We start from the raw sequence: 20227 nt of genomic DNA on the forward strand, positions 1-20227 counted from the left end.
AGTTATAACTAGGCTCTGGTAAAGCTTCTAATTCTTTTCCTGGGACTTTAAATATAGCACCTGGTTCTGAATTTGTGGAACTAGCATCAACAATTATTAATGTTTTACTACCTCTGGCTTTAAACATTACTTCCATCCCTGCTGTTCCACAGTCATACACGCGTACATCAGGATGAGGATTTGCGGCTAAATATTGTTGTAGGCGTTGGGCAATAATTACGCCTACAGCGTCGTCACTGCGGTTGAGATTACCGCAACCAATGATAGTTAGCATGACAAAATTCCCTCCAGGTGTTCTTCCCGATATTGATCATGAGTCGGGCAAAAGTAATGCTAGGACTCAGTTTCATTTTGTTAGCTTGATGTATCTTAAAAAGGAATATCACCTACGCATTTGAGTAAGTAAAAGAGAAGTATAATAGTTAGATACACTACTGTATTTTAAAATTTTAAAAAAATGAATACTGGTGCGAAAAAACGGCAAAAATTGATTGAGGCAGTTAATGCTCTCCCTGATAACACATTACTTGAACTTGCTAGTTTTATTGACTATCTTCATTACAAATCAACTCAACAGCCAGAATCAGACAATCATAAATCTTCTTTTTTAATGTCTATTGCAGGATTAGGAACTTCTAATGAAACTAACATTTCTGAGAGGGATGAAGAGATTTTAAAAACGAAATTAACCTAATAATTCAATAAAGTTTCAATCAGAGGCTTTGGCTAATGAGACAGACAAAACCTCTGAAAAATAACTTATGGGTAAAAACTAAAACTTCACATCATATTTGTTAGCAATTTCTGTGAATTTTTCACATTGCTTTTGTGATGCGTCAGTTAATATCATTTCTGCTTGTTCTGGAGTATTCCCCTCTTTAGGGATTAAATACTTGACATAAAGTGCAATAAAATCAGCTACAACTGCCAAACCAGATAAACCATGTTGGTCAGCTTCCTTACCCGCGATCGCAGCTACTAAACCTGCCTTAATTGGGTCTGGCTTCACCTTCATAAACTGGTCAATTAGCTTAGGAATATACTCTGTTGCTGGCAAGTCATTTAACTTGCTTTTGTCTGGAGTAAAATTACAACCTGCGGCTTTTGCCTGTTCTAAAACACACCATTCTATGAATTCTTGCAGTGCTGCTTCAGGAAGGCGAGGGAGATATCTATGTAACGCTATATCAGGCACAAGCTTACCTTATAGATTTATATTTTGTTGAAGTGCATCACAGCTAGGCTAACGCATTAGCTCTATTAATTTTAGTGTGTTACGCTACGAGATTTTCAGAAATATTCAGACGATAAATTTACAAGCCAGTGTCCTACAAATCAAATATGTAAATTGGTGTGACATTCGGCTAATTTATTGATCATAATATGTTTTTTGGTAGCACTCCCAACGTGTCAAAATTACTTAACCATGTTTCAGCTATGATTAGAGATAAAACTAAAGAATTTAGTGTATGCAAACTATTACTGATATTGGCACATTAATTATTCGCACACCCGGAACTCTTGGCGGTCGTCCCCATATTGCAGGAACCAGAGTATCTGTACAACGAGTAGCAGCTTGGTACAAATTGGGTCTGAATGCAGAGGAAATTGTCGGACGAATGGGCAGTTTGACTTTAGCACAAGTGTATGCAGCCTTAACTTATTACCACGCCAATCGAGAAGAGATTGAAGCTTATCTTGCTGCGGAGAAGTCAAGCTATGAACAATTGGCTGCTCAGATGGGTGAGTTACTATGAGTGAAATACGATTGCTAATCGATGAGGATGTGATGGATCATCGATTTGTGGGAGCATTGAAAGCAAAAGGAGTAGATGTCACAACTGTTGGGGAACTAAGTAGAACAGGTTTCAGTGATGAAGAACAGTTAACTATTGCTACTGAACAGCAACGAGCTTTTTACACATTTAATGTTGGCGATTTTTGCCAGCTACACACTCTATATATAACTCAGAAAAGAACTCATTCAGGTATTATTATTTCGTCGCAGGATTATTCACTGGGTGAGCAGATGCGGCGAGTTTTAAAATTGATGGCGACTAAATCTGCTCAGGACATGGAAAATCAGCTAGTGTTTCTCAGTGCTTATTTAGGAGAGTAAATTCTATGAGGCGATCAATTGAGCAACTAACAGAAGAAATTTTATCTTTGCCTAGTGCAGCAAGAGCGCTTTTGGCAGAAAAGATTGTAGAAAGTCTGGAGTTCGACATAGATCCCACAATTCAAACTGCTTGGACGAATGAAGCGAAGAGACGACGAGACGAAATTACGAGTGGTGCTGTGCAACCCATTCCAGGAGATGAAGCTTTAGCTCAAGTGAGGCTATTGCTGGAGTAATGAAATAGCCGGGATATTGGAAAAATCGGCAAGATTAGTTTGTGATTGTTGGTGTTCTGAAAGCGATCGCCTATGGTGCGTATTGTGTGCGATAACTTTTCGCTAACAATAGTTATACTTTCCAGGCTTATGTGATGAATTACTTTAAGGTTATTTGTTAGGTCAAACTATATTAAGGGCTTGTCTGTGGGTGAGTACACAGCAGTCTACTTAAGTTTTATGGATTTATTAATTACGTAATTGTGTATTAGGGTAAATACTGGTATAACTAAATAAGCTACGCATAAACCATAAGTATACTACCAGTTTTTACTATATGTATCTCAAAACAGTCTTCATTCGTTTCTATAAGTCATTCAACGACGATTTTCTCAGAAAAAATAATAACAAAGTTAAGCCTAAACCTTGGGAAGAAATGGATAATAATGCTTTTTACCCGTATATTGAAGTTCCTCTTGATCCCAAAATTACAACAATCGTTGGTGCAAATGAATCTGGCAAATCTCACTTACTAAGTGCTATCGAAAAGGCTATATCTGGTAATAATATAGAGCGTAGTGATTTTTGTCGTTATTCTCATTTTTTCACAGTGAAGCTGAATGAATTAAAATATCCTGACTTCGGTACTGAATGGTCTGACCTGTCACAGTCTGAAGAAGTAAATTTAAGAAAAATCATAAAAATTCCTGATAATATTATTTTTGACAGATTTTTAGTATTCCGAAAAAATATTAATAACATAACTGTATATCTTCCAGAAAAAGGAGATTACAGACCATATGAAATTGGGAATGAACAAGTTAGCGAGTTGCAAAGCTTACTTCCTGAAATACTCAGAATTGAATCTGATGTTGCACTCCCGTCCAGTGTTCCTATTAAAAAATTAGTCCACTTAGGCCAAGAGAAGTATCTCGATAGCAGAAGATTTGAACTTTTGGATCGGGAACAAAGAAGCAAAATTGTGGACGCGCTCGACGAATTTAGTGATAATCCAGAACTGATTACTAAAGTTCGTCTTTTTGGGGGTGAAAACAAAGATGTTGTTGACCCAGATGCAATTGAGACAATGAAATCAATTATTTTAGCACTGGATGAAGCAATATTCAGCGTTAATGAAAAAGAAAGGAGAGAGAAAGAAATTAAGTTAGCTTATAAATTGATTTGTAAGATTGCTCAAGTTGATACTAATGCTTTACTTGATTTAGCCGGAGCAATTAAAAAGGGAATGCAAGGTTATGCAAATGGAATCATTGAGAAGATCAATCGCCAATTATCTATTAATTTAAATTTTCCTAATTATTGGGTTCAAGACCGAAACTTTTGTTTAAAAGTTATGGCAAGAGACTATGACTTAGTATTTACCATAACTGATAGAACAGGAACTGAGTATTCATTTGAAGAGAGGAGCCAAGGGTTACGATATTTTCTCAGCTATTACATACAGTACCGTTCCCATGAGCCTCATCCAAATAAGACTGAAATCCTTCTAATGGATGAGCCAGATGCATATTTATCTAGCCAAGCACAACAAGACTTACTTAAAGTATTTGACCTGTTTGCTAGTCCAGCACAAGGTTCACATTTAACTCATCCTATCCAGGTCGTTTATGTAACCCACTCTCCCTTTTTAATTGATAAGAATCATGCTGAACGCATTCGGGTCTTGCGTAAGGGAAATGAGGATGAAGGAACGCGAGTAGTTAAGGATGCTGCTAAAAACCATTATGAACCTTTGAGGTCTTCAATTGGTGCTTATGTTGGCGAAACAGCTTTCATCGGCAATTGTAATTTAATGGTTGAAGGTATTTCCGACCAAATTCTCATTGCAGGAGCTACAACATATCTTCGAGGGAATGACGCACCTAATTTAGAAACTTTAGATTTAAACCAAATCACGATTGTTCAGTCAGGTTCGGCATCGCATATTCCTTATTTAGTCTATTTAGCCCGTGGACGGGATGTTGAACAGCCAGCAGTAATTGTTCTACTGGACAGCGACAACAGTGGAAACGAAGCTAAAAAGCAATTATTAGGTAAAGGTGGTCAACATAGAAGACCAGTAATTAAAGAGCAATTTATTCTTCAGCTTACTGATATAAAAGAAAACTTATCTTTAGTAACTGATACGGCGACAGTGAAAATTGAAATAGAAGATATTATTCCCTTATCTATTTGTATACAAGCGACAAGGTTTTACTTACAAGAGTTTTTACAATTAGATGAAACAGAGTTTTCGTTTCTGACAGAAAATTTAGTTTTAAGAAAAATTGCTAATCAAACTATTCTTGATACTATACAAGCCAGTCTTTCAGAGTTTCTTGACAAAGACTTACAAATCAATAAGGTTGGCTTTGCTCGAAATGTTATTCGAGTGGTAAATGAGTGGTCACAAAAACGAGAATCATTGAATAAGAATCAATCCGATGCATTGCAAATTTTTGAAGATAACTTTAGAGTGTTGTTTAAGAAATTAAACTCTATGCAGCGCCATGCCCAGCAGATATTAACAGACGAAAGATTAACCCAAAAGATTGAACGTTTAAAGAAGGATTTCAATGCAGTTCATTCTATTTCTGCAAGCCGTGAAGATGGTGTTATTCTTCTTGATCAGATTGAAGTCATTTTAAGTAACAATGTAGAGAATGAATCAATTAAGCAAATTGAAGAAACTAAGAAAGCAATCCAAAATTTGCGCCGTGATTACAAGCTTGAAATTGACATGAATAAAACGATTGATGACTACATTGGATTTCAGAAGGGTTTAGAAAGAATTAAGTACGCAGGGCTTTTAGCTAGTCAAGAAGAAACTCCCGATGAGTATCAAGAAAAAAAGTCAGCTACATCAGAATTAGAAGAAATTTCTGATCAATTACAGACAGAGAAGTTTGTTATAGATGAGGAAGCACAAGTCATTACTGCACAAGTACCTACTACTAGCTCTGAGGTGGAAATTGCTACAGTTCCGAATAACTCTGCAAATGCAAATCAGAAAAGAAAGTCCAGAACACGGCCATAGTAAAAACCACTATGCATCTACACTCATCCATAAAAACAAAATATCAGTTATCAGTTTTAGTGTCAGCTGATAACTGATAACTGTTTACTGATTTAAGCAGTCCGAAAACGCGCTAACTCCTCACCAGTCTTCGCATCATGGGCGTGAACAGTACACACCAAACAAGAATCAAAAGCTCGCGCGACGTGACCAACTTCCACAGGGTCGCTAGAATCGTAAATGGGTGTCCCTATCAAAGCCTCCTCAATGGGACCACGCTTACCCTCACCGTCACGGGGGCCAATATTCCAAGTCCCAGGGGCAATCACTTGGTAATTTTTAATTTTACCGCCCTCTACCTCAACCCAGTGAGACAACGCACCCCGCGCCGCTTCCGTTGCACCCCAACCCTTGCCATCTCTTTCTATAGGCTTAATATACCAAGGATCATTTAATTTAAATTCGCGTAAACAATGTTCAGCTTGGCGATATAACTTGACAAGTTCATGAACTCGTGCTAACTGACGCACATGAACACTAGCACCACCCATTTGTTTAAACACATCCAAAATAAACCCGTCGTGGTGTTGCCAAGATTCACCATGATGACCACCAGCTACTAACTGCCGGGCTAAGGGGCCTGCTTCTAAGCGTCCGAAGTCTTTGTGTAGGACAGCACTCGACCAAGAATAAGCATTTTCAAAATCTTTGCTATTATTCGCTGTGGGTTTAGTAGTGCGATCGCTTGGATGAATATCTGCTGTTCCCTCATCGTACCAGGAATGTGTAGTATTCTCCCGCAGAAAAGACTGATCCATCAAAGAGTGAGTATCACTGAAACTGTCATACACACCATTTTTCATAATCATGGACGCATTGCGCCCTTCCATAGTCGGCTTTTGGTATTTATCCTCATGGGCTAAATATCCCCAAGTCACATATTTACCCACACCAGCGCCATATCTATCCAAACCGATATCTAAACCCATGCGCCAATAAAAACCCAAATCTGACTCACGATGATTGCGGTCTTCATCCAACCACGCCATAAAATCATCATAAGTGTGGATTTGTTCGTAACGTTCCAATGAACAACCCAGCCACACGGGTTCTAACCAATTAGTGCGGAAATATTCCAGAATTGCCCAAGCGCGGGTAATGTCTGTCAGAGTCGGGGCGCACATCACACCACCAGGAACCATATAACTGCTGTGAGGCCATTGTCCACCTAAAAGGGCATAGATTTCTACAGGTTTGGCAGAAATTGTCACACCGATTTCGTAAGACTTGCCAGTGTAAGCCGCAAACCTGCGACAAGCTTCTTCATAGTGGCGACTACGACGGTATTTTTTATTAGTCAAGTCAATGGCGAACAAGCCATAAAAGTAGCGGGGAATACTTTGGATTGTTTCGACAATTTGACCCAAATTTCTCGCCAAAATTGCATTGCGAGGAACTTCTGTACCCCAAAGTGTATCTAATGCCCAAGATGCACTTGTGAGATGGGAACCACCGCAGATACCACAAATCCGGGGTGTGACAATTAATCCGGCTTGGGGGTCTTTACCTCGGAGAATAATTTCAAATCCGCGAAACAGTTCGGCGTGTGTCCAGGCGTTAACTACTCGCCCATTTTCAATATCAACGCGCACATCTAAATCGCCCTCGACTCTACCAACAGGCGAAATATCTAGTGTTTGAATTGTCATTCTCTCTCCTCTCTTTTAAGTAATTAGTAAGGTGCGTTACAGACATTTTTCCTCATGCACCTTAAATCCGAATTGGTGCGGTACTCTCCTCGATAACACACCCTACCTGTACAGAACGGCATCATCAAACTTACGCAAAAAACCTCACTTCGACAAGCTCAGTGACCACTCAAACTCTCATAACTCTGTGTCCTCTGTGCCTCTGTGGTTAGTTTCTTCTTGACTTCTAAACCGTGAAAAAGTCTTCTTCTGCCCAAGCTGGTGCAGCATCTTTAGCCACCATTGTCAATACGGCGTAGTCTTTTTGTTTGACACCAGGCGGTAATTCCTTGGGAACCCCCATGACTGTTTGGGTTTTAAATACGGTTCCTGGCTGGAGGTCAAAGAAGGGAAATTCTGGTTCTGTACAACCTAAACAGGGCATTCCGGCGCGGGTTTTGGAGGAAACACGGTTCCACAAAATACGGTTACAGGATGAGTGTGTCATGGGGCCACGACAACCTAAATCATAAAATAGGCAACCTTTACGTTGACCAAATTCACCGGTTGAGGCTTTGTAGGCGAAGTGAATGTTACGGGTACAACCTGTTTGGGTGTATGTGTTGAAGAAGGTTTGAGGACGTTGGAGTTCATCTAAGGCAATATCTGCTATGCGTCCAGTGGCGATCGCTACTAATATCTGCGTAATCCAATCAGGATGGGCGGGACATCCGGGAATGTTGATGACAGGTAAGCCAGCTTTGGCAACAAAGTCTTTGCCTAAGAAGCCGCCTTTTTCACGCTTGAGAAATTGTAAACCTTCTGATTCGCTGGGGTTGGGTGACATGGCTGGAATTCCGCCCCAGGTTGCACAGTCTCCCACGGCGACAATAAATTTAGCCGCTTGGGATAGGTCTGTTAACCAATCTTTCATCGGGCGATCGGCAAACCGATTCCATTCGCCGGTGCCGTTGGGGGCATTTACAACGCTACCTTCAAAGACTAAGATATCTAGGGGGATTTTGCCCGAAACGCAATCATGCAGGAGAGTTTGCAAGTCGTTACCCATTTCCAATCCTAAGGAGGGATGCCAAAGTACCTTGATACCAAAGTCAGCAATCAGATCGCAAACTGTGGGTTCTTCGGCGTTGAGAAATGACATGGTGTTCCCTGAACAAGCACCACCTTGCAGCCATAGTACATTAGTCATTAGCTACACATTTATCTATTGTTAATCATGGTAGAGGTAGGTGATCAGATTTGTAGAGTATCACCTATTTGTCAATATTTATTTACTAGTATAATCTGGTTTTCAAACTAATTATTGTTCATTAAATAAAAATTAATTATTATCTAAATTTGTAGGGAGTATAATTCATACTCACAATCAGCAATGCCAAAATAGCTGTTAAATATTTTATGTGTTTAAAGCTGACATTAATATTAGCAATTTCCCCATAGAATTTAAGAAATAGATTGTTCTATATTAAAAAAATTGATGGGCGCGATAAATTGCGTCTCTAGTAGTCTGTCAAATTTATTTTGATGGATCAAGGAACGTATTGCTAAAGCGCAGCTATACCATAGGCTTGGCGCGTAGGGTGTGCGAAGAAGGAAAGAAAGAAGAAAATTTGAAAGATTTATTTACTCTTCATTTTTGAGTTAACAGACTACTAGAAGGGTACGGGATTCTCAATCTGCGTAAATCCGCTTAGTTAATCAACCCACTTGATGGGTGTTGGCAAAATCAAGGCAGTTATGAACCCCAGCATTACAGATTCAGCAGTGAAGGCAGCGATCGCAGCTATCAAATCAGAGTCGGCGACAGCAGCAGAGAAAATCGAGATGCTGATTGAAATGGCACAAGGCTTTCATAAGCAGCCCAAAACTGCCCAAGATTTGCGGAATGCAGTGGGGCTATATTACCGGGCATATCAGATGTGCGGTGAGGAGTACGCCCTATTGAAAGCCCGTGCCTTGGTGGGGATGGCAGGGACGTTACAGAGTATTCCTGATCAAGATTCTCAATTGCTGCTGCAAGCGAAAGCCAGTTATGAAGAGGCTTTGCCTATTTTACAACAATTAGCTTTGCCAGAAGAACTAGCAGAGGCACAGATGAATTATGGCTTGGTGTTGCAGTCGCTAGTACCATTCAATCTGGCACGCATGACGGACAGTATCAAAGCTTATCACGAGGCTTTGCAGGTGTTTACCTGGGAGAATTACCCACAAGAATACGCGATTTTATACAACAATATTGCGATCGCCTATCTTTCCATGCCCATGTCATCAGAACGGGAATATTTACGTCAGGGTTTAGCAGTACAGTCCTTTGAAGTGGCATTAAAGCATATTAATTTAATTGACCATCCCAAAGAATATGCGATGTTACAGAACAATTTGGGTAACGCGTTGCAATATTTAGTCAGTTCCCATCCTGTAGATAATAACTTACGTGCGATCGCAGCTTATGACGAAGCCTTAAAAGTGCGTAACTCCAGAGACACCCCCCTAGAATATGCTAACACCATATCTAACAAAGCTAACGCCTTATTCAACTTACCCGACAACCTAGAAAAACCGGAATTAGGTAATATTAAAAACCTCTTAAAAGCATATAACTACTATCAAGAAGCTTGGGGAATATTTACCCAAAATCAACAAATAGCACAAGCTGAAGTCGTCGCCCAAGCCATACAAGATGTAGAACTAGAAATGCGAGTGTGTATGGATTAAACTTGCATTTGTTTACCCTCATTTCACAAGTACCATGAGAGACATTTTGACCAACCCAGACATCAGAGATTTTTTCACAAGTTTAGTAGCAGGAGAATTGAACATAGCCACAGAATTCGCCTGGATATTCATAGCCACAACCTTATCGATGATTGGTGGTGCTATTGGTGCAATGCTATTAGCTGGAAAAGACATTGGTTATCAATTTGCCGCAACATTAGGCGCATTATTTGGGCCGGCTGGTGTAATTCCCGCCATATTCTTAAGTTTTGCCATCATAAAATTATTCACCAATTATTAGGAAAAATCATGTTTGAAATTGGATGGCTTTCAGCTAAATTATTTTTCAAAGGAAAACTAATACGTAACCCCGGATATTTTTTCAAACAAATTATCATTGGTACAAGTATCGGTTCCATTATACTCCTATCATTATCACAAACCGAACTACCCCTTTGGCTACCAATAACAGTATCTAGCTTAATCACAGGTACAGTAATGCCATTTCTCCTCAAAGATTTCAAAATGAAATAGATATCCTTACAGATAAACCTCAAAAAAAACTCCCTCCTCTTTATTCCTCTGTGTCCTCTGCGCCTCTGTGGTTCGTTTATTCCAGGTAAATTCCTAAACCAATAACTGATTCGTAATTACCATCCAACAAATAATAAATAATAATGACAAAACTGGAAGAACTAATTCAAGAAATCAATAGATTTGAAGCAATAATAGCCCAATGGGACGAAAGCCAAAGATGTGTAGCAGTAGGACTAAAAAGAGCAATTGAAGACTTACATAAAGCAGCACTAACACATTTAATCAAAAGCCTGAAACAAGAATCAATGTCAGCCTTGCGTCAAGCCGTAGACGACGACATAGTATATTCAGTTTTGCTATATCACGAACTAATTAAACCACCACAAGCAGCATTAATAGAAAGAATTCAAACAGCCCTAGAAGAAGTACGCCCAGGCTTAAAAAGCCATGATGGGGATGTAGAATTTGTCGCCATTAAACCACCGGATACAGTAGAAGTTAAATTAATTGGTAGTTGTAGCAGTTGTCCCACTTCAACCTTAACTTTAACTCAAAGTGTAGAACAGGCAATAAAAAATCATTGTCCTGAAATTACTAAAGTTGTAGCAGTCAATCATACTTCTACAGTCAACAATACATTTACGCAAGAAGATCCCTCTACTTGGGTAAAACTGACAACAATTGATCAAATTCCTGAATCTGGGATATTGACAGGTAAGGTTGGCAAAAATTCTCTAATTTTATATCGCCAAGGTGTAAATATTACTTGTTACCTGAATGCTTGTCCACATTTAGCGACTCCTTTAGATATGGGTAAATTAGATAATAATATTCTTACTTGTGCATCTCATGGATTTCAGTATAACTTAGAAACTGGGGAATGTTTAACTGTTGCTGATGTGCCATTGCAGTCTTATCCAGTACAAATTAAAGGTGAGAAAGTTTTTGTGAAATTGCCAAAATATTCATTTTAACAACAAAATTGCCACCACGGATACATTTCGATATCCGTCGATGAGTTTAAATAGCTATCAGTCTTCATCTGCGGTTCATGGATATACCCATCAATATTAATCCTGCGTCAAAATTGCCGCCAGAAGCAACAGAAAATTCCCCATTCTTCCCTTTATCACCTCATGGTCCAGAAGTGATATTAGGTAATATTATTACACCAGAAATATTAGCTATACCTATAGAACCTAGTCCTATAAATATGTTCGGCCCACGTGGTGCTTGTTTGTTATCTGAAACTGGTTCTTTATGGGTATCAGATACAGGACATCATCGATTATTGGGATGGCGAAATTTACCCACCAGAGATAGTCAACCTGCTGACTGGGTAATTGGACAACCTGATTTTTATCATGAAGGTCAAAATGCTAAAGGTATACCGGGAAGAAATACTTTTAGTGTCCCCACGGGAATTTGTGCTTGTGGTAAAGGTTTGGCGGTAGCTGATGCTTGGAATCATCGGGTATTGATTTGGAAAAATGTCCCAAAAAATAGTCATGTTCCAGCAGATTTGGTGTTAGGACAAGCTGATTTTAGTCAAAATGAACCCAATAGAGGAACTCATCAAGCTGCTGCTAATAGTATGCACTGGCCTTATGGTGTTTTCTATCATCAAGGAAAGCTATTTGTAGCTGATACGGGAAATCGTCGGTTATTAATTTGGCAACAATTACCTACAGAAAATGGTCAACCGGCTGATTTAGTTTTGGGACAACCAGATATGATATCTCGCAATGAAAATGGGGGGAGTTCTCCCACTGCGGCGAGTATGCGTTGGTGTCATGATATTACTATTTGGGGAGACAATTTAGTGGTTGCTGATGCAGGTAATCACCGGGTGATGATTTGGGAGGGCATACCTACAGAAAATAATGCCCCTTGTGCGGTGGTTTTAGGACAAAAAAGTTTTAATTCTGTGGAAATGAATCAAGGTGTTTATTTACCTAGTGCTAGTAGTATGAGTATGCCTTATGGTGTAGCGGTTGGTAATGATTGTTTGCTGGTTGCTGATACTGCAAATTCTCGTTTGTTAGGATGGAAAAAGGCGGAGTCTCAATTATTATCTGGGGCGGTTGCTGATGGTTTGGTGGGACAAGTTAATTTTAAATCTAAGGGTGAAAATCGGGATTTTGGTTTACCTCAGAGAAATACTTTGAATTGGTGTTATGGGGTGAAGGTTTGTGGTAATACTGCGGTGGTTGCTGATTCTGGGAATAATCGGGTTTTGTTGTGGGGGTTGGAGTCAGAGGCTAACAAATCAATAACATTCTAAATTTTCTTGTGGGATGGGTGTCCCCACCCGTCCCGTCATCAGGGCGGGCAAGATGCCCACCCCACAATATGGATAATAATTATTTTTGGAAATCCCTAAGAGGTGCTTCACGCAAAGAAAGGCATGAAAAAGAATGGAAGATTTGGTAAGGGAAGAGATTCGGGTTCGGGGAACTGTTCAGGGGGTGGGATTTCGTCCTACTGTTTATCGTTTGGCTAAGGTTTGTGGGTTGTTGGGTGATGTTTGTAATGATGGTGAGGGTGTTTTAATTCGGGTGGCTGGGAGTGAGGCGGCTATTACGGAGTTTGTCAGGAGACTATATATTGAATGTCCTCCTTTGGGGAAAATTCAGGAGTTGACGAGAGTTAGTTATGAAGGTGATGGGGATTTTACTGATTTTGTGATTTCTCGTAGTGTGAGTAGTTCTAAAAATACAGAAATTACTCCTGATGCGGCGATTTGTCCCCAATGTCAACAGGAAATTTTTGACCCTTTTAGCCGTTTTTATCGTTACCCTTTTACTAATTGTACTCATTGCGGTCCTCGCTTCAGTATTATTCGTGGGATTCCTTACGATAGATGCAATACCAGTATGTCTGCGTTTGCTATGTGTGCTGAATGTGAACGGGAGTATGAAAATGTGGAAAATCGCCGTTTTCACGCCCAACCTGTAGCTTGTCATACTTGCGGACCGAATGCTTGGTTAGAACGGGCTGATGGTAAACCTGTGACGGCTTCGATGTTTTCAATGATGGATGATGTGGATGCTGTTTGTACTTTGTTGCAAAAAGGTGAGATTGTGGCTATTAAAGGGTTGGGTGGTATTCATCTAGCTTGTGACGCAACTCAAGAAGCTGCTGTCCAAAAATTGCGTCAGCGTAAACGACGTTATCATAAACCGTTGGCTTTAATGGCGCGAGATATAGGAGTAATTGCGGAATATTGTACTGTGAACACTCAGGAAAAAGAATTATTAGCAAGTTCTGCTGCGCCGATTGTATTGTTACAGAAAAATCCTGACTGTCTAATTGCGCCTTCTGTTTCACCGGGACTAAATTATCTCGGTTTTATGTTACCTTATACGCCTTTACATCATTTAATTTTGCGGCGAATGAATCGCCCCATTGTGTTGACGAGTGGGAATATTGCTGATGAACCTCAATGTATTGATAATGAAGAAGTTCGAGAAAAGTTAGGTAACATTGCTGATTATTTTCTTTTACATAATCGGGATATTGTGAATCGAGTAGATGATTCTGTTGCTAGGGTGATTGATAATCAAGTAAAAATTATTCGCCGGGCTAGAGGATATGCACCAGCACCGATAATTTTACCACCGGGATTTGAGAAGGTGACACCTATTTTAGCAATGGGTAGCGAGTTAAAAAATACCTTTTGTTTATTACGCGATAATGAAGCAATTCTTTCTCAACATTTAGGTGATTTAGAAAATGCTGCGGCTTTTAATGCTTATCAAGATACACTGAATTTATATTTAAATTTATTTGAGCATCAACCAGAAGCGATCGCTATCGATAAACACCCAGAATATCTTGCCACAAAACTCGGTAAAGAACTTGCATCTGTTAATAAACTTAAACTTCATCCTATCCAGCATCATCACGCCCATATTGCGGCTTGTATGGCAGAAAATGGCATTCCTTTAGATGCACCTCCAGTTTTAGGTATTGCTTTAGATGGATTAGGTTATGGCGAAGCTGGAGAATTTTGGGGGGGAGAATTTCTGTTAGCAGACTATCGTCAATTTCAGCGACTAGCAACATTTAAACCAGTGGCTATAATTGGCGGAGAAAAAGCAATTTATCAGCCTTGGCGTAACACCTACGCCCACTTACTCAGCGCTAATATTTGGCATGAAAGCCAACAGAAATATTCTGAGTTGAAAATTATCAAATTTTTGCAACAGCGACCATTAGAACTCCTCAAACAAGCTGTAGATAAAGGAATTAACTCACCTCTAGCCTCATCCGTAGGGAGGTTGTTTGATGCAGTAGCTGCGGCTATATGGATTTATCCAGAAGAATGTAGCTATGAAGGACAAGCTGCGATCGCAATGGAAGCCTTAGTAAATCCTAACAACTTAAATAATTATAAAGAAACGCTAAATTATCCTTTTCACATTAACTTTTCAGATAGCATATATTATATAGACTCAAAACCAATGTGGCAAGCCCTGCTTCAAGACTTGCAAAAACAGATTAGTCAATCAGAGATAGCTACAAAATTCCATAAAAGTTTAGCTCAAATTATTGTGAATGTAGTTAAATATCTTGCTCAAGAAAACCTAATTAATCAAGTCGTATTAACCGGAGGAGTATTTCAGAACAGTATTTTATTAACACAAGTTACCCAGAATTTACAAAGTTTAGGAATAACCGTATTAACTCACAGTTCCCTCCCCTCCAACGACGGCAACATATCACTAGGACAAGCAATAATTACAGCCGCCCAATTAATCCCCAACTCTTAATCTTCCCTCTGTGTTCTCTGCGCCTCTGTGGTTCGTTATATCCAGAAAAAAAATGTGCTTAGGAATCCCCGGACAAATAGTAGAAATCAGCGACATTAACCATAAACTAGCCATAGTTAACATAGCTGGAGTCAAACGCCAAATAAACATAGCCTGTATAGTCAACGAACAACATCCCCCCGAAAAATGTATAGGAGATTGGGTATTAGTCCACGTAGGCTTCGCCATGAATCGTATTAACGAACAACAAGCAGCCGAAACATTAAAACTATTAGAAGAACTAGCAACCGCCCAAGCCCAAATAACCAACTAAAACTCCTCCTCCTCCTTGGCGTACTTGGCGACTTGGCGGTTCGTTTAAAAAAACCAAAAACTTCCCCCATGAAATACATCAACGAATTTCGAGAACCAGAAAAAGCAGCAGCCTTACGCAACCAAATAACCCAACTCTGCAACCAACTAAAAAAACCGATAAAACTGATGGAAATATGCGGTGGACATACCCATTCCATATTTAAATACGGTATAGAAGACATCCTACCCCCCAACCTAGAACTCATCCACGGGCCTGGTTGTCCAGTATGCGTCATGCCAAAAGGGAGATTAGACGATGCGATCGCCATATCCCAAAATCATAACGTCATTCTCGCCACATTTGGCGACACCATGAGAGTACCCGGTTCCACCACCAACCTCCTCCAAGCCAAAGCCCAAGGCGCAGATATCCGCATAGTTTACTCCCCCCTGGATAGCCTGCAAATCGCCAGAGACAACCCAGACAAAGAAATAGTCTTCTTCGCCCTCGGCTTTGAAACCACCGCCCCCAGTACCGCCCTCACCATATTGCAAGCAGCAGCCGAAAACATCATCAACTTTAGTATGTTTTCCAACCATGTTCTTGTAATTCCCGCCCTTCAAGCCCTATTAGATAACCCAGATTTACAACTAGATGGATTTATCGGACCTGGTCATGTCAGCATGGTAATTGGAACAGAACCATATCAATTTATTACCAAAAAATATCATAAACCCATAGTAGTTTCCGGCTTTGAACCATTAGATATACTGCAATCAATTTGGATGATATTACAGCAACTAGTAGAAAACCGTTGTCAAGTAGAAAACCAATATAACAGATTAGTAGAACCAGCCGGAAACTTAATAGCATTGCAAGCCATGAACCAAGTATTTGCAGTGCGAGAAAACTTTGATTGGCGAGGCTTAGGTGAAATACCAGAATCAGGCTTAAAAATCCGGACAGAATATGCCCAATTCGACGCAGAAAATAAATTTATTATTCCTAACTTAAAAGTAGCCGACCACAAAGCCTGTAAATGTGGAGAAATTCTTAAAGGAGTTTTAAAACCTTGGGAATGTAAAGTATTCGGTACAGCTTGCACACCAGAAACACCCATTGGTAGCTGCATGGTTTCATCAGAAGGTGCGTGTGCAGCCTACTACAAATATGGACGACTTTCTGCAATTAGTAAAAAAGCCCAACAACTAGCCACATCCAAATAAAATAACCATTCTCTAACTCCCCTCCTCGCTTGCGGAGAGGGGTTGGGGGGTGGGATTCTTAAGGAGAAAAAATATATGCCATTCATCACAGTACAAATAGCCAAAGGTCACTCCGTCGAAAAAAAACGCCAACTAGTCAAAGCCCTAACCGAAACACTAATTGAAACCTTGGGATCTAAACCAGAATGGATAACCATACATATTGATGAATTTGAGCGAGAAAATTGGGCAGTTGGCGGACAATTGCATATAGATAAACATAGCGGTAGACATAAAGAAAAAGGTATATAAAATTAATTTGCTCGTAGTGAGGGCTTCAGCCCTCTCCAACTTTAATAATTTCAACAAAATTTAAATATGAACATTTTACCCAAACATAAAACCCAAAATCCGCTATTACAAAAAATCGGCAAACCCCAAAAAAGTAAGGTGAGAGACACCCATATTACCCTCGCCCACGGTAGCGGCGGTAAAGCCATGCGCGATTTAATTGAAGATATCTTTGTAAGTAGCTTTGATAATCCAATTCTCTCCCAATTAGAAGACCAAGCCAGATTAAACTTAGCTAGTCTCACCCAACAGGGAGATAGACTAGCATTTACAACAGACTCTTATGTTGTAGACCCCTTATTTTTTCCCGGTAGTGACATTGGCGAATTAGCAATTAATGGCACTATTAATGATTTAGCCGTCAGTGGTGCTAAACCCTTATATCTAACTTGTAGCGTTATTATAGAAGAAGGATTAGAAGTAGAAATCTTGCGGCGTGTCGTTGCTAGTATGAAATTAGCCGCCCAAAAAACTGGCGTGCAAATTGTCACAGGTGACACAAAAGTTGTTCAACGTGGTGCTGCCGATAAACTGTTTATTAATACTACAGGTATTGGGGTAATTCCTCAAGGGATTAATATTTCTGCCCATAATATCCAAGTGGGAGACGTAGTAATTATTAATGGCGAGTTAGGAAATCATGGTGCAGCAATTTTAATCGCCCGTGGGGAATTAGCATTAGAAACTAATGTAGAAAGTGACTGTCAACCTTTGCATAGTTTAGTAGAAAAAATCCTCAGTGTTTGTCCTGGAGTTCACGCTATGCGCGATGCTACACGGGGCGGTTTAGCGACAGTTTTAAATGAATTTTCTTTGAGTTCTGGTGTAGGTATTCGTCTCAATGAAGAATCTATCCTTGTGCGGGAAGAGGTGAAAGGAGTTTGTGAAATACTAGGTTTAGACCCTTTGTATTTGGCTAATGAAGGTAAGTTAGTTGTGGTAGTAGGAGGTGAGAATGCTGAAACTGTTTTAGCAGCTATGAAGTCACATTCAGCCGGGAAGGATGCTTGTGTTATTGGTGAGGTTATGGCTTCACCTGCGGGTGTTGTGTTGTTAAGAACTGCTTTTGGAACTGAAAGAATTGTTGATATGTTGGTGGGGGAACAATTACCCAGGATTTGTTGATTTTTCGGAGAAACGAACCGCCAAGTCGCCAAGTGCGCCAAGGAAGAGGGAATGATTATTTAGACGGTGTTTGAAAAGTATTGTTTATTACTAGCCCTGGCGACTAGAAGTCGCGGCTATACAGACAAAACCCGCCTACGCGGGTTAAAAATCCCACTTTAATCAGCACTTAATTTTATGCACGAACTAGGTATTACGCAAAATATTGTGGCTATTGTTAGTGAACACGCCCAAGGTGCAAAGGTGCAACGGGTGGTGTTAGAAATTGGTCAACTTTCGGCGATTTTACCTGATGCTATTGAGTTCTGTTTTGATATCTGTACTCAAGGTACTGTTTTGGTAGGGGCGATATTAGAAATTAGGGAAATTCCTGGTTTAGCACGATGTCGTGAATGTGGTGCGGAAATATATTTAGATAAACCTTTTGGTGTATGTGGCTGTGGTAGCGTGCAATTAGACTTAATAGCTGGTGAAGAACTGAAAATTAAAGAAATAGAAGTAGTATAATTATGTGTGTAACTTGTGGTTGTTCTGATGATGCTCAAAGCACAATTACTAATTTAGAAACTGGTGAAGTTGAACACAATCACCATGATCATACTCATACTTTACCTGATGGTACTGTAATCACTCATTCTCATCATCATGATACTCAGCATGAAGCGTCTCAAGTTCATGCCAAAATACATAATACAACAATATCCTTAGAACAGGATATTTTAGCGAAAAATAATTTGATAGCTGCCCAAAATCGGGGATGGTTTAAAGGACGCAATATTTTAGCGTTAAATTTAATGAGTTCTCCTGGTTCTGGTAAAACAACTCTGTTAACTCGGACTATTCATGATTTGAAAAATCAGTTACCGATTAGTGTAATTGAAGGCGACCAAGAAACCGCTAATGATGCCGAAAAAATTCAGGAAACTGGCTGTAAGGTTGTACAAATTAATACGGGTACTGGTTGTCATTTAGAAGCCTCTATGATTGACAGGGGTTTACAGCAATTGAACCCGCCGCTTAATTCGGTGGTGATGATTGAAAATGTGGGAAACTTGGTTTGTCCGGCTTTGTTTGATTTGGGAGAACAAGCTAAAGTCGTTATTCTCTCAGTGACTGAGGGAGAAGATAAGCCTATTAAGTATCCCCATATATTTCGTGCTAGTGATATTATGATTCTTACTAAGGTTGATTTGCTCCCTTATGTGCAGTTTGATGTGCAAAAATGTATAAATTACGCCCAAAACATTAATCCCCAAATTCAGATTTTTCAGGTTTCTGCTACTACTGGTGCTGGTTTGAAAAATTGGTATGAGTGGCTGTCTACCAAATTAGCTAATTTGGCGATTCCAGTTTCTGTTTAAAAATTTCACCGTAGCTGATTAAATAATATAAGTAGAAAATTAATTTCTAGATGAACACAGATAGCAAAATACATCTGTGTTTTTTCGTGATTCTACTAATTAATAAAGTATCTAATTCACAGGGTAAGTTCATTTGTTTGGTCTTTGTATTTTGATTTAACCTTTTAATAAACAACAATTCTGGGTTTATGAAATCCCTCTGAAGATCCATGAAAAAATTAACTATTTTCATCAAAAATGAATAGTGCATATTCTTCTTATTCTGGCAATTGATGAATCTTAAATAATGCACTTCAGGTTTAAATTAGTAAAGCTATCTTAGAAAGCAGAGAAGCACTATGGTCAATGTAATTACTCGTGATACTGAGACAGGACTCCTTGCTTACATTATTCAACTTTTAGCATCTAGTACCATAAGAACTGAGGATATTAGCACTGATAAATTATTTAACTTTGAAGATGCACTTGACCAAACGGAAATAGCACAACGAGCTGTTAATGAGCTAAAAAAAATCCCTGAAGTAAACATTTTGTTTAAGGAACGCTGGCTTCCTGCTCCTTTTGATTTGGATGAGTTAAGTCAGCTGCCAAAGGGTACTTTAGGTCATGTTTATGCTCATAAAATTAAGTCCAAAGGCTTTGATCCCTACTTCTACAAGACAGTTCCTGTAGTTGACGATATTTCCTACCTTAAAATGCTGTGGAGAACTACGCATGATTTTTATCATCTAGTTGGGGGATTTGATACTGATGAAATTGGCGAAATTGGACTACAAGTTTTTTTCCTGGCTCAAACTCCAATTC

General features: G+C 39.5%; 22 protein-coding genes. 18 read left to right on the top strand and 4 right to left on the bottom strand.

The window, feature by feature from the left end; all coding sequences use genetic code 11:
* Positions 1-274 (bottom strand): hydrogenase maturation protease (locus tag VB654_RS09270; RefSeq protein WP_323213426.1); only part of this gene is annotated, 274 nt, incomplete at its 3' end.
* A 183-nt stretch (positions 275-457) separates the two neighbouring features.
* Here VB654_RS09270 and VB654_RS09275 point away from each other — a divergent pair.
* The gene (locus VB654_RS09275) at positions 458-694 is read left to right on the top strand and encodes a hypothetical protein (RefSeq protein WP_323213427.1); all 237 of its coding nucleotides are present in this window, start codon (positions 458-460) and stop codon (positions 692-694) included.
* A gap of 78 nt (positions 695-772) precedes the next feature.
* Here the strand turns inward: VB654_RS09275 and VB654_RS09280 are convergent, their stop codons facing one another.
* Positions 773-1195, bottom strand: a complete 423-nt coding sequence (locus VB654_RS09280) for a hypothetical protein (RefSeq protein ID WP_323213428.1) — start codon at positions 1193-1195, stop codon at positions 773-775.
* Positions 1196-1469: 274 nt separating this feature from the next.
* Between VB654_RS09280 and VB654_RS09285 the strand changes: the two genes are divergently transcribed.
* The 4 genes from VB654_RS09285 to VB654_RS09300 all read left to right on the top strand — a co-directional run bounded on the left by VB654_RS09285 (position 1470) and on the right by VB654_RS09300 (position 5371).
* Positions 1470-1757, top strand: coding sequence for a DUF433 domain-containing protein (locus tag VB654_RS09285; RefSeq protein WP_323213429.1), 288 nt, complete (start codon positions 1470-1472; stop codon positions 1755-1757).
* On the top strand, positions 1754-2119 hold the full coding sequence (locus tag VB654_RS09290; protein ID WP_323213430.1) for a DUF5615 family PIN-like protein: 366 nt from the start codon (positions 1754-1756) through the stop codon (positions 2117-2119). The genes VB654_RS09285 and VB654_RS09290 overlap by 4 nt, the downstream gene beginning before the upstream one ends.
* 5 nt (positions 2120-2124) lie before the next feature.
* The gene (locus VB654_RS09295) at positions 2125-2355 is read left to right on the top strand and encodes an addiction module protein (protein WP_323213431.1); all 231 of its coding nucleotides are present in this window, start codon (positions 2125-2127) and stop codon (positions 2353-2355) included.
* A gap of 316 nt (positions 2356-2671) precedes the next feature.
* Positions 2672-5371, top strand: a complete 2700-nt coding sequence (locus VB654_RS09300) for an AAA family ATPase (RefSeq protein ID WP_323213432.1) — start codon at positions 2672-2674, stop codon at positions 5369-5371.
* A 92-nt stretch (positions 5372-5463) separates the two neighbouring features.
* Here the strand turns inward: VB654_RS09300 and VB654_RS09305 are convergent, their stop codons facing one another.
* Positions 5464-7059 carry a nickel-dependent hydrogenase large subunit gene (locus VB654_RS09305; protein WP_323213433.1) on the bottom strand — a complete coding sequence of 532 codons (1596 nt, stop codon included), beginning with the start codon at positions 7057-7059 and terminating at the stop codon, positions 5464-5466.
* Positions 7060-7285: 226 nt separating this feature from the next.
* On the bottom strand, positions 7286-8248 hold the full coding sequence (locus VB654_RS09310) for a hydrogenase small subunit (RefSeq protein ID WP_323213434.1): 963 nt from the start codon (positions 8246-8248) through the stop codon (positions 7286-7288).
* Between the two features lie 548 nt (positions 8249-8796).
* Between VB654_RS09310 and VB654_RS09315 the strand changes: the two genes are divergently transcribed.
* The 13 genes from VB654_RS09315 to VB654_RS09375 form a co-directional block, all read left to right on the top strand.
* Entirely contained in the window at positions 8797-9774 is a 978-nt protein-coding gene (locus tag VB654_RS09315) for a hypothetical protein (RefSeq protein ID WP_323213435.1), read from the top strand.
* Between the two features lie 34 nt (positions 9775-9808).
* Positions 9809-10075, top strand: coding sequence for a hypothetical protein (locus VB654_RS09320; RefSeq protein WP_323213436.1), 267 nt, complete (start codon positions 9809-9811; stop codon positions 10073-10075).
* Between the two features lie 8 nt (positions 10076-10083).
* Positions 10084-10308, top strand: a complete 225-nt coding sequence (locus VB654_RS09325) for a hypothetical protein (RefSeq protein WP_323213437.1) — start codon at positions 10084-10086, stop codon at positions 10306-10308.
* A 143-nt stretch (positions 10309-10451) separates the two neighbouring features.
* On the top strand, positions 10452-11285 hold the full coding sequence (locus VB654_RS09330; protein WP_323213438.1) for a NifU family protein: 834 nt from the start codon (positions 10452-10454) through the stop codon (positions 11283-11285).
* Positions 11286-11362: 77 nt separating this feature from the next.
* Positions 11363-12595 carry a hypothetical protein gene (locus VB654_RS09335; protein WP_323213439.1) on the top strand — a complete coding sequence of 411 codons (1233 nt, stop codon included), beginning with the start codon at positions 11363-11365 and terminating at the stop codon, positions 12593-12595.
* Between the two features lie 142 nt (positions 12596-12737).
* Positions 12738-15086 (top strand): carbamoyltransferase HypF, encoded by a 2349-nt coding sequence (hypF, locus tag VB654_RS09340; protein ID WP_323213475.1) that lies wholly within the window; start codon positions 12738-12740, stop codon positions 15084-15086.
* Positions 15087-15138: 52 nt separating this feature from the next.
* On the top strand, positions 15139-15399 hold the full coding sequence (locus tag VB654_RS09345; RefSeq protein ID WP_323213440.1) for a HypC/HybG/HupF family hydrogenase formation chaperone: 261 nt from the start codon (positions 15139-15141) through the stop codon (positions 15397-15399).
* Positions 15400-15467: 68 nt separating this feature from the next.
* Positions 15468-16607, top strand: coding sequence for a hydrogenase formation protein HypD (gene hypD / locus VB654_RS09350; protein WP_323213441.1), 1140 nt, complete (start codon positions 15468-15470; stop codon positions 16605-16607).
* A 75-nt stretch (positions 16608-16682) separates the two neighbouring features.
* Positions 16683-16898, top strand: coding sequence for a tautomerase family protein (locus VB654_RS09355; protein WP_239729354.1), 216 nt, complete (start codon positions 16683-16685; stop codon positions 16896-16898).
* A 66-nt stretch (positions 16899-16964) separates the two neighbouring features.
* Positions 16965-18062, top strand: coding sequence for a hydrogenase expression/formation protein HypE (hypE, locus tag VB654_RS09360; RefSeq protein WP_323213442.1), 1098 nt, complete (start codon positions 16965-16967; stop codon positions 18060-18062).
* 177 nt (positions 18063-18239) lie between these two features.
* The gene (hypA, locus tag VB654_RS09365) at positions 18240-18569 is read left to right on the top strand and encodes a hydrogenase maturation nickel metallochaperone HypA (RefSeq protein WP_323213443.1); all 330 of its coding nucleotides are present in this window, start codon (positions 18240-18242) and stop codon (positions 18567-18569) included.
* Positions 18570-18571: 2 nt separating this feature from the next.
* Positions 18572-19423, top strand: a complete 852-nt coding sequence (gene hypB, locus VB654_RS09370; RefSeq protein WP_323213444.1) for a hydrogenase nickel incorporation protein HypB — start codon at positions 18572-18574, stop codon at positions 19421-19423.
* 338 nt (positions 19424-19761) lie between these two features.
* Positions 19762-20227: Coq4 family protein (locus VB654_RS09375; protein WP_323213445.1), on the top strand; the 466-nt coding region annotated here is incomplete at its 3' end.

The sequence above is a fragment of the Nodularia sp. UHCC 0506 genome (genome assembly GCF_034931045.1).
In the GTDB taxonomy this organism is placed as follows: Bacteria; Cyanobacteriota; Cyanobacteriia; order Cyanobacteriales; family Nostocaceae; genus Nodularia.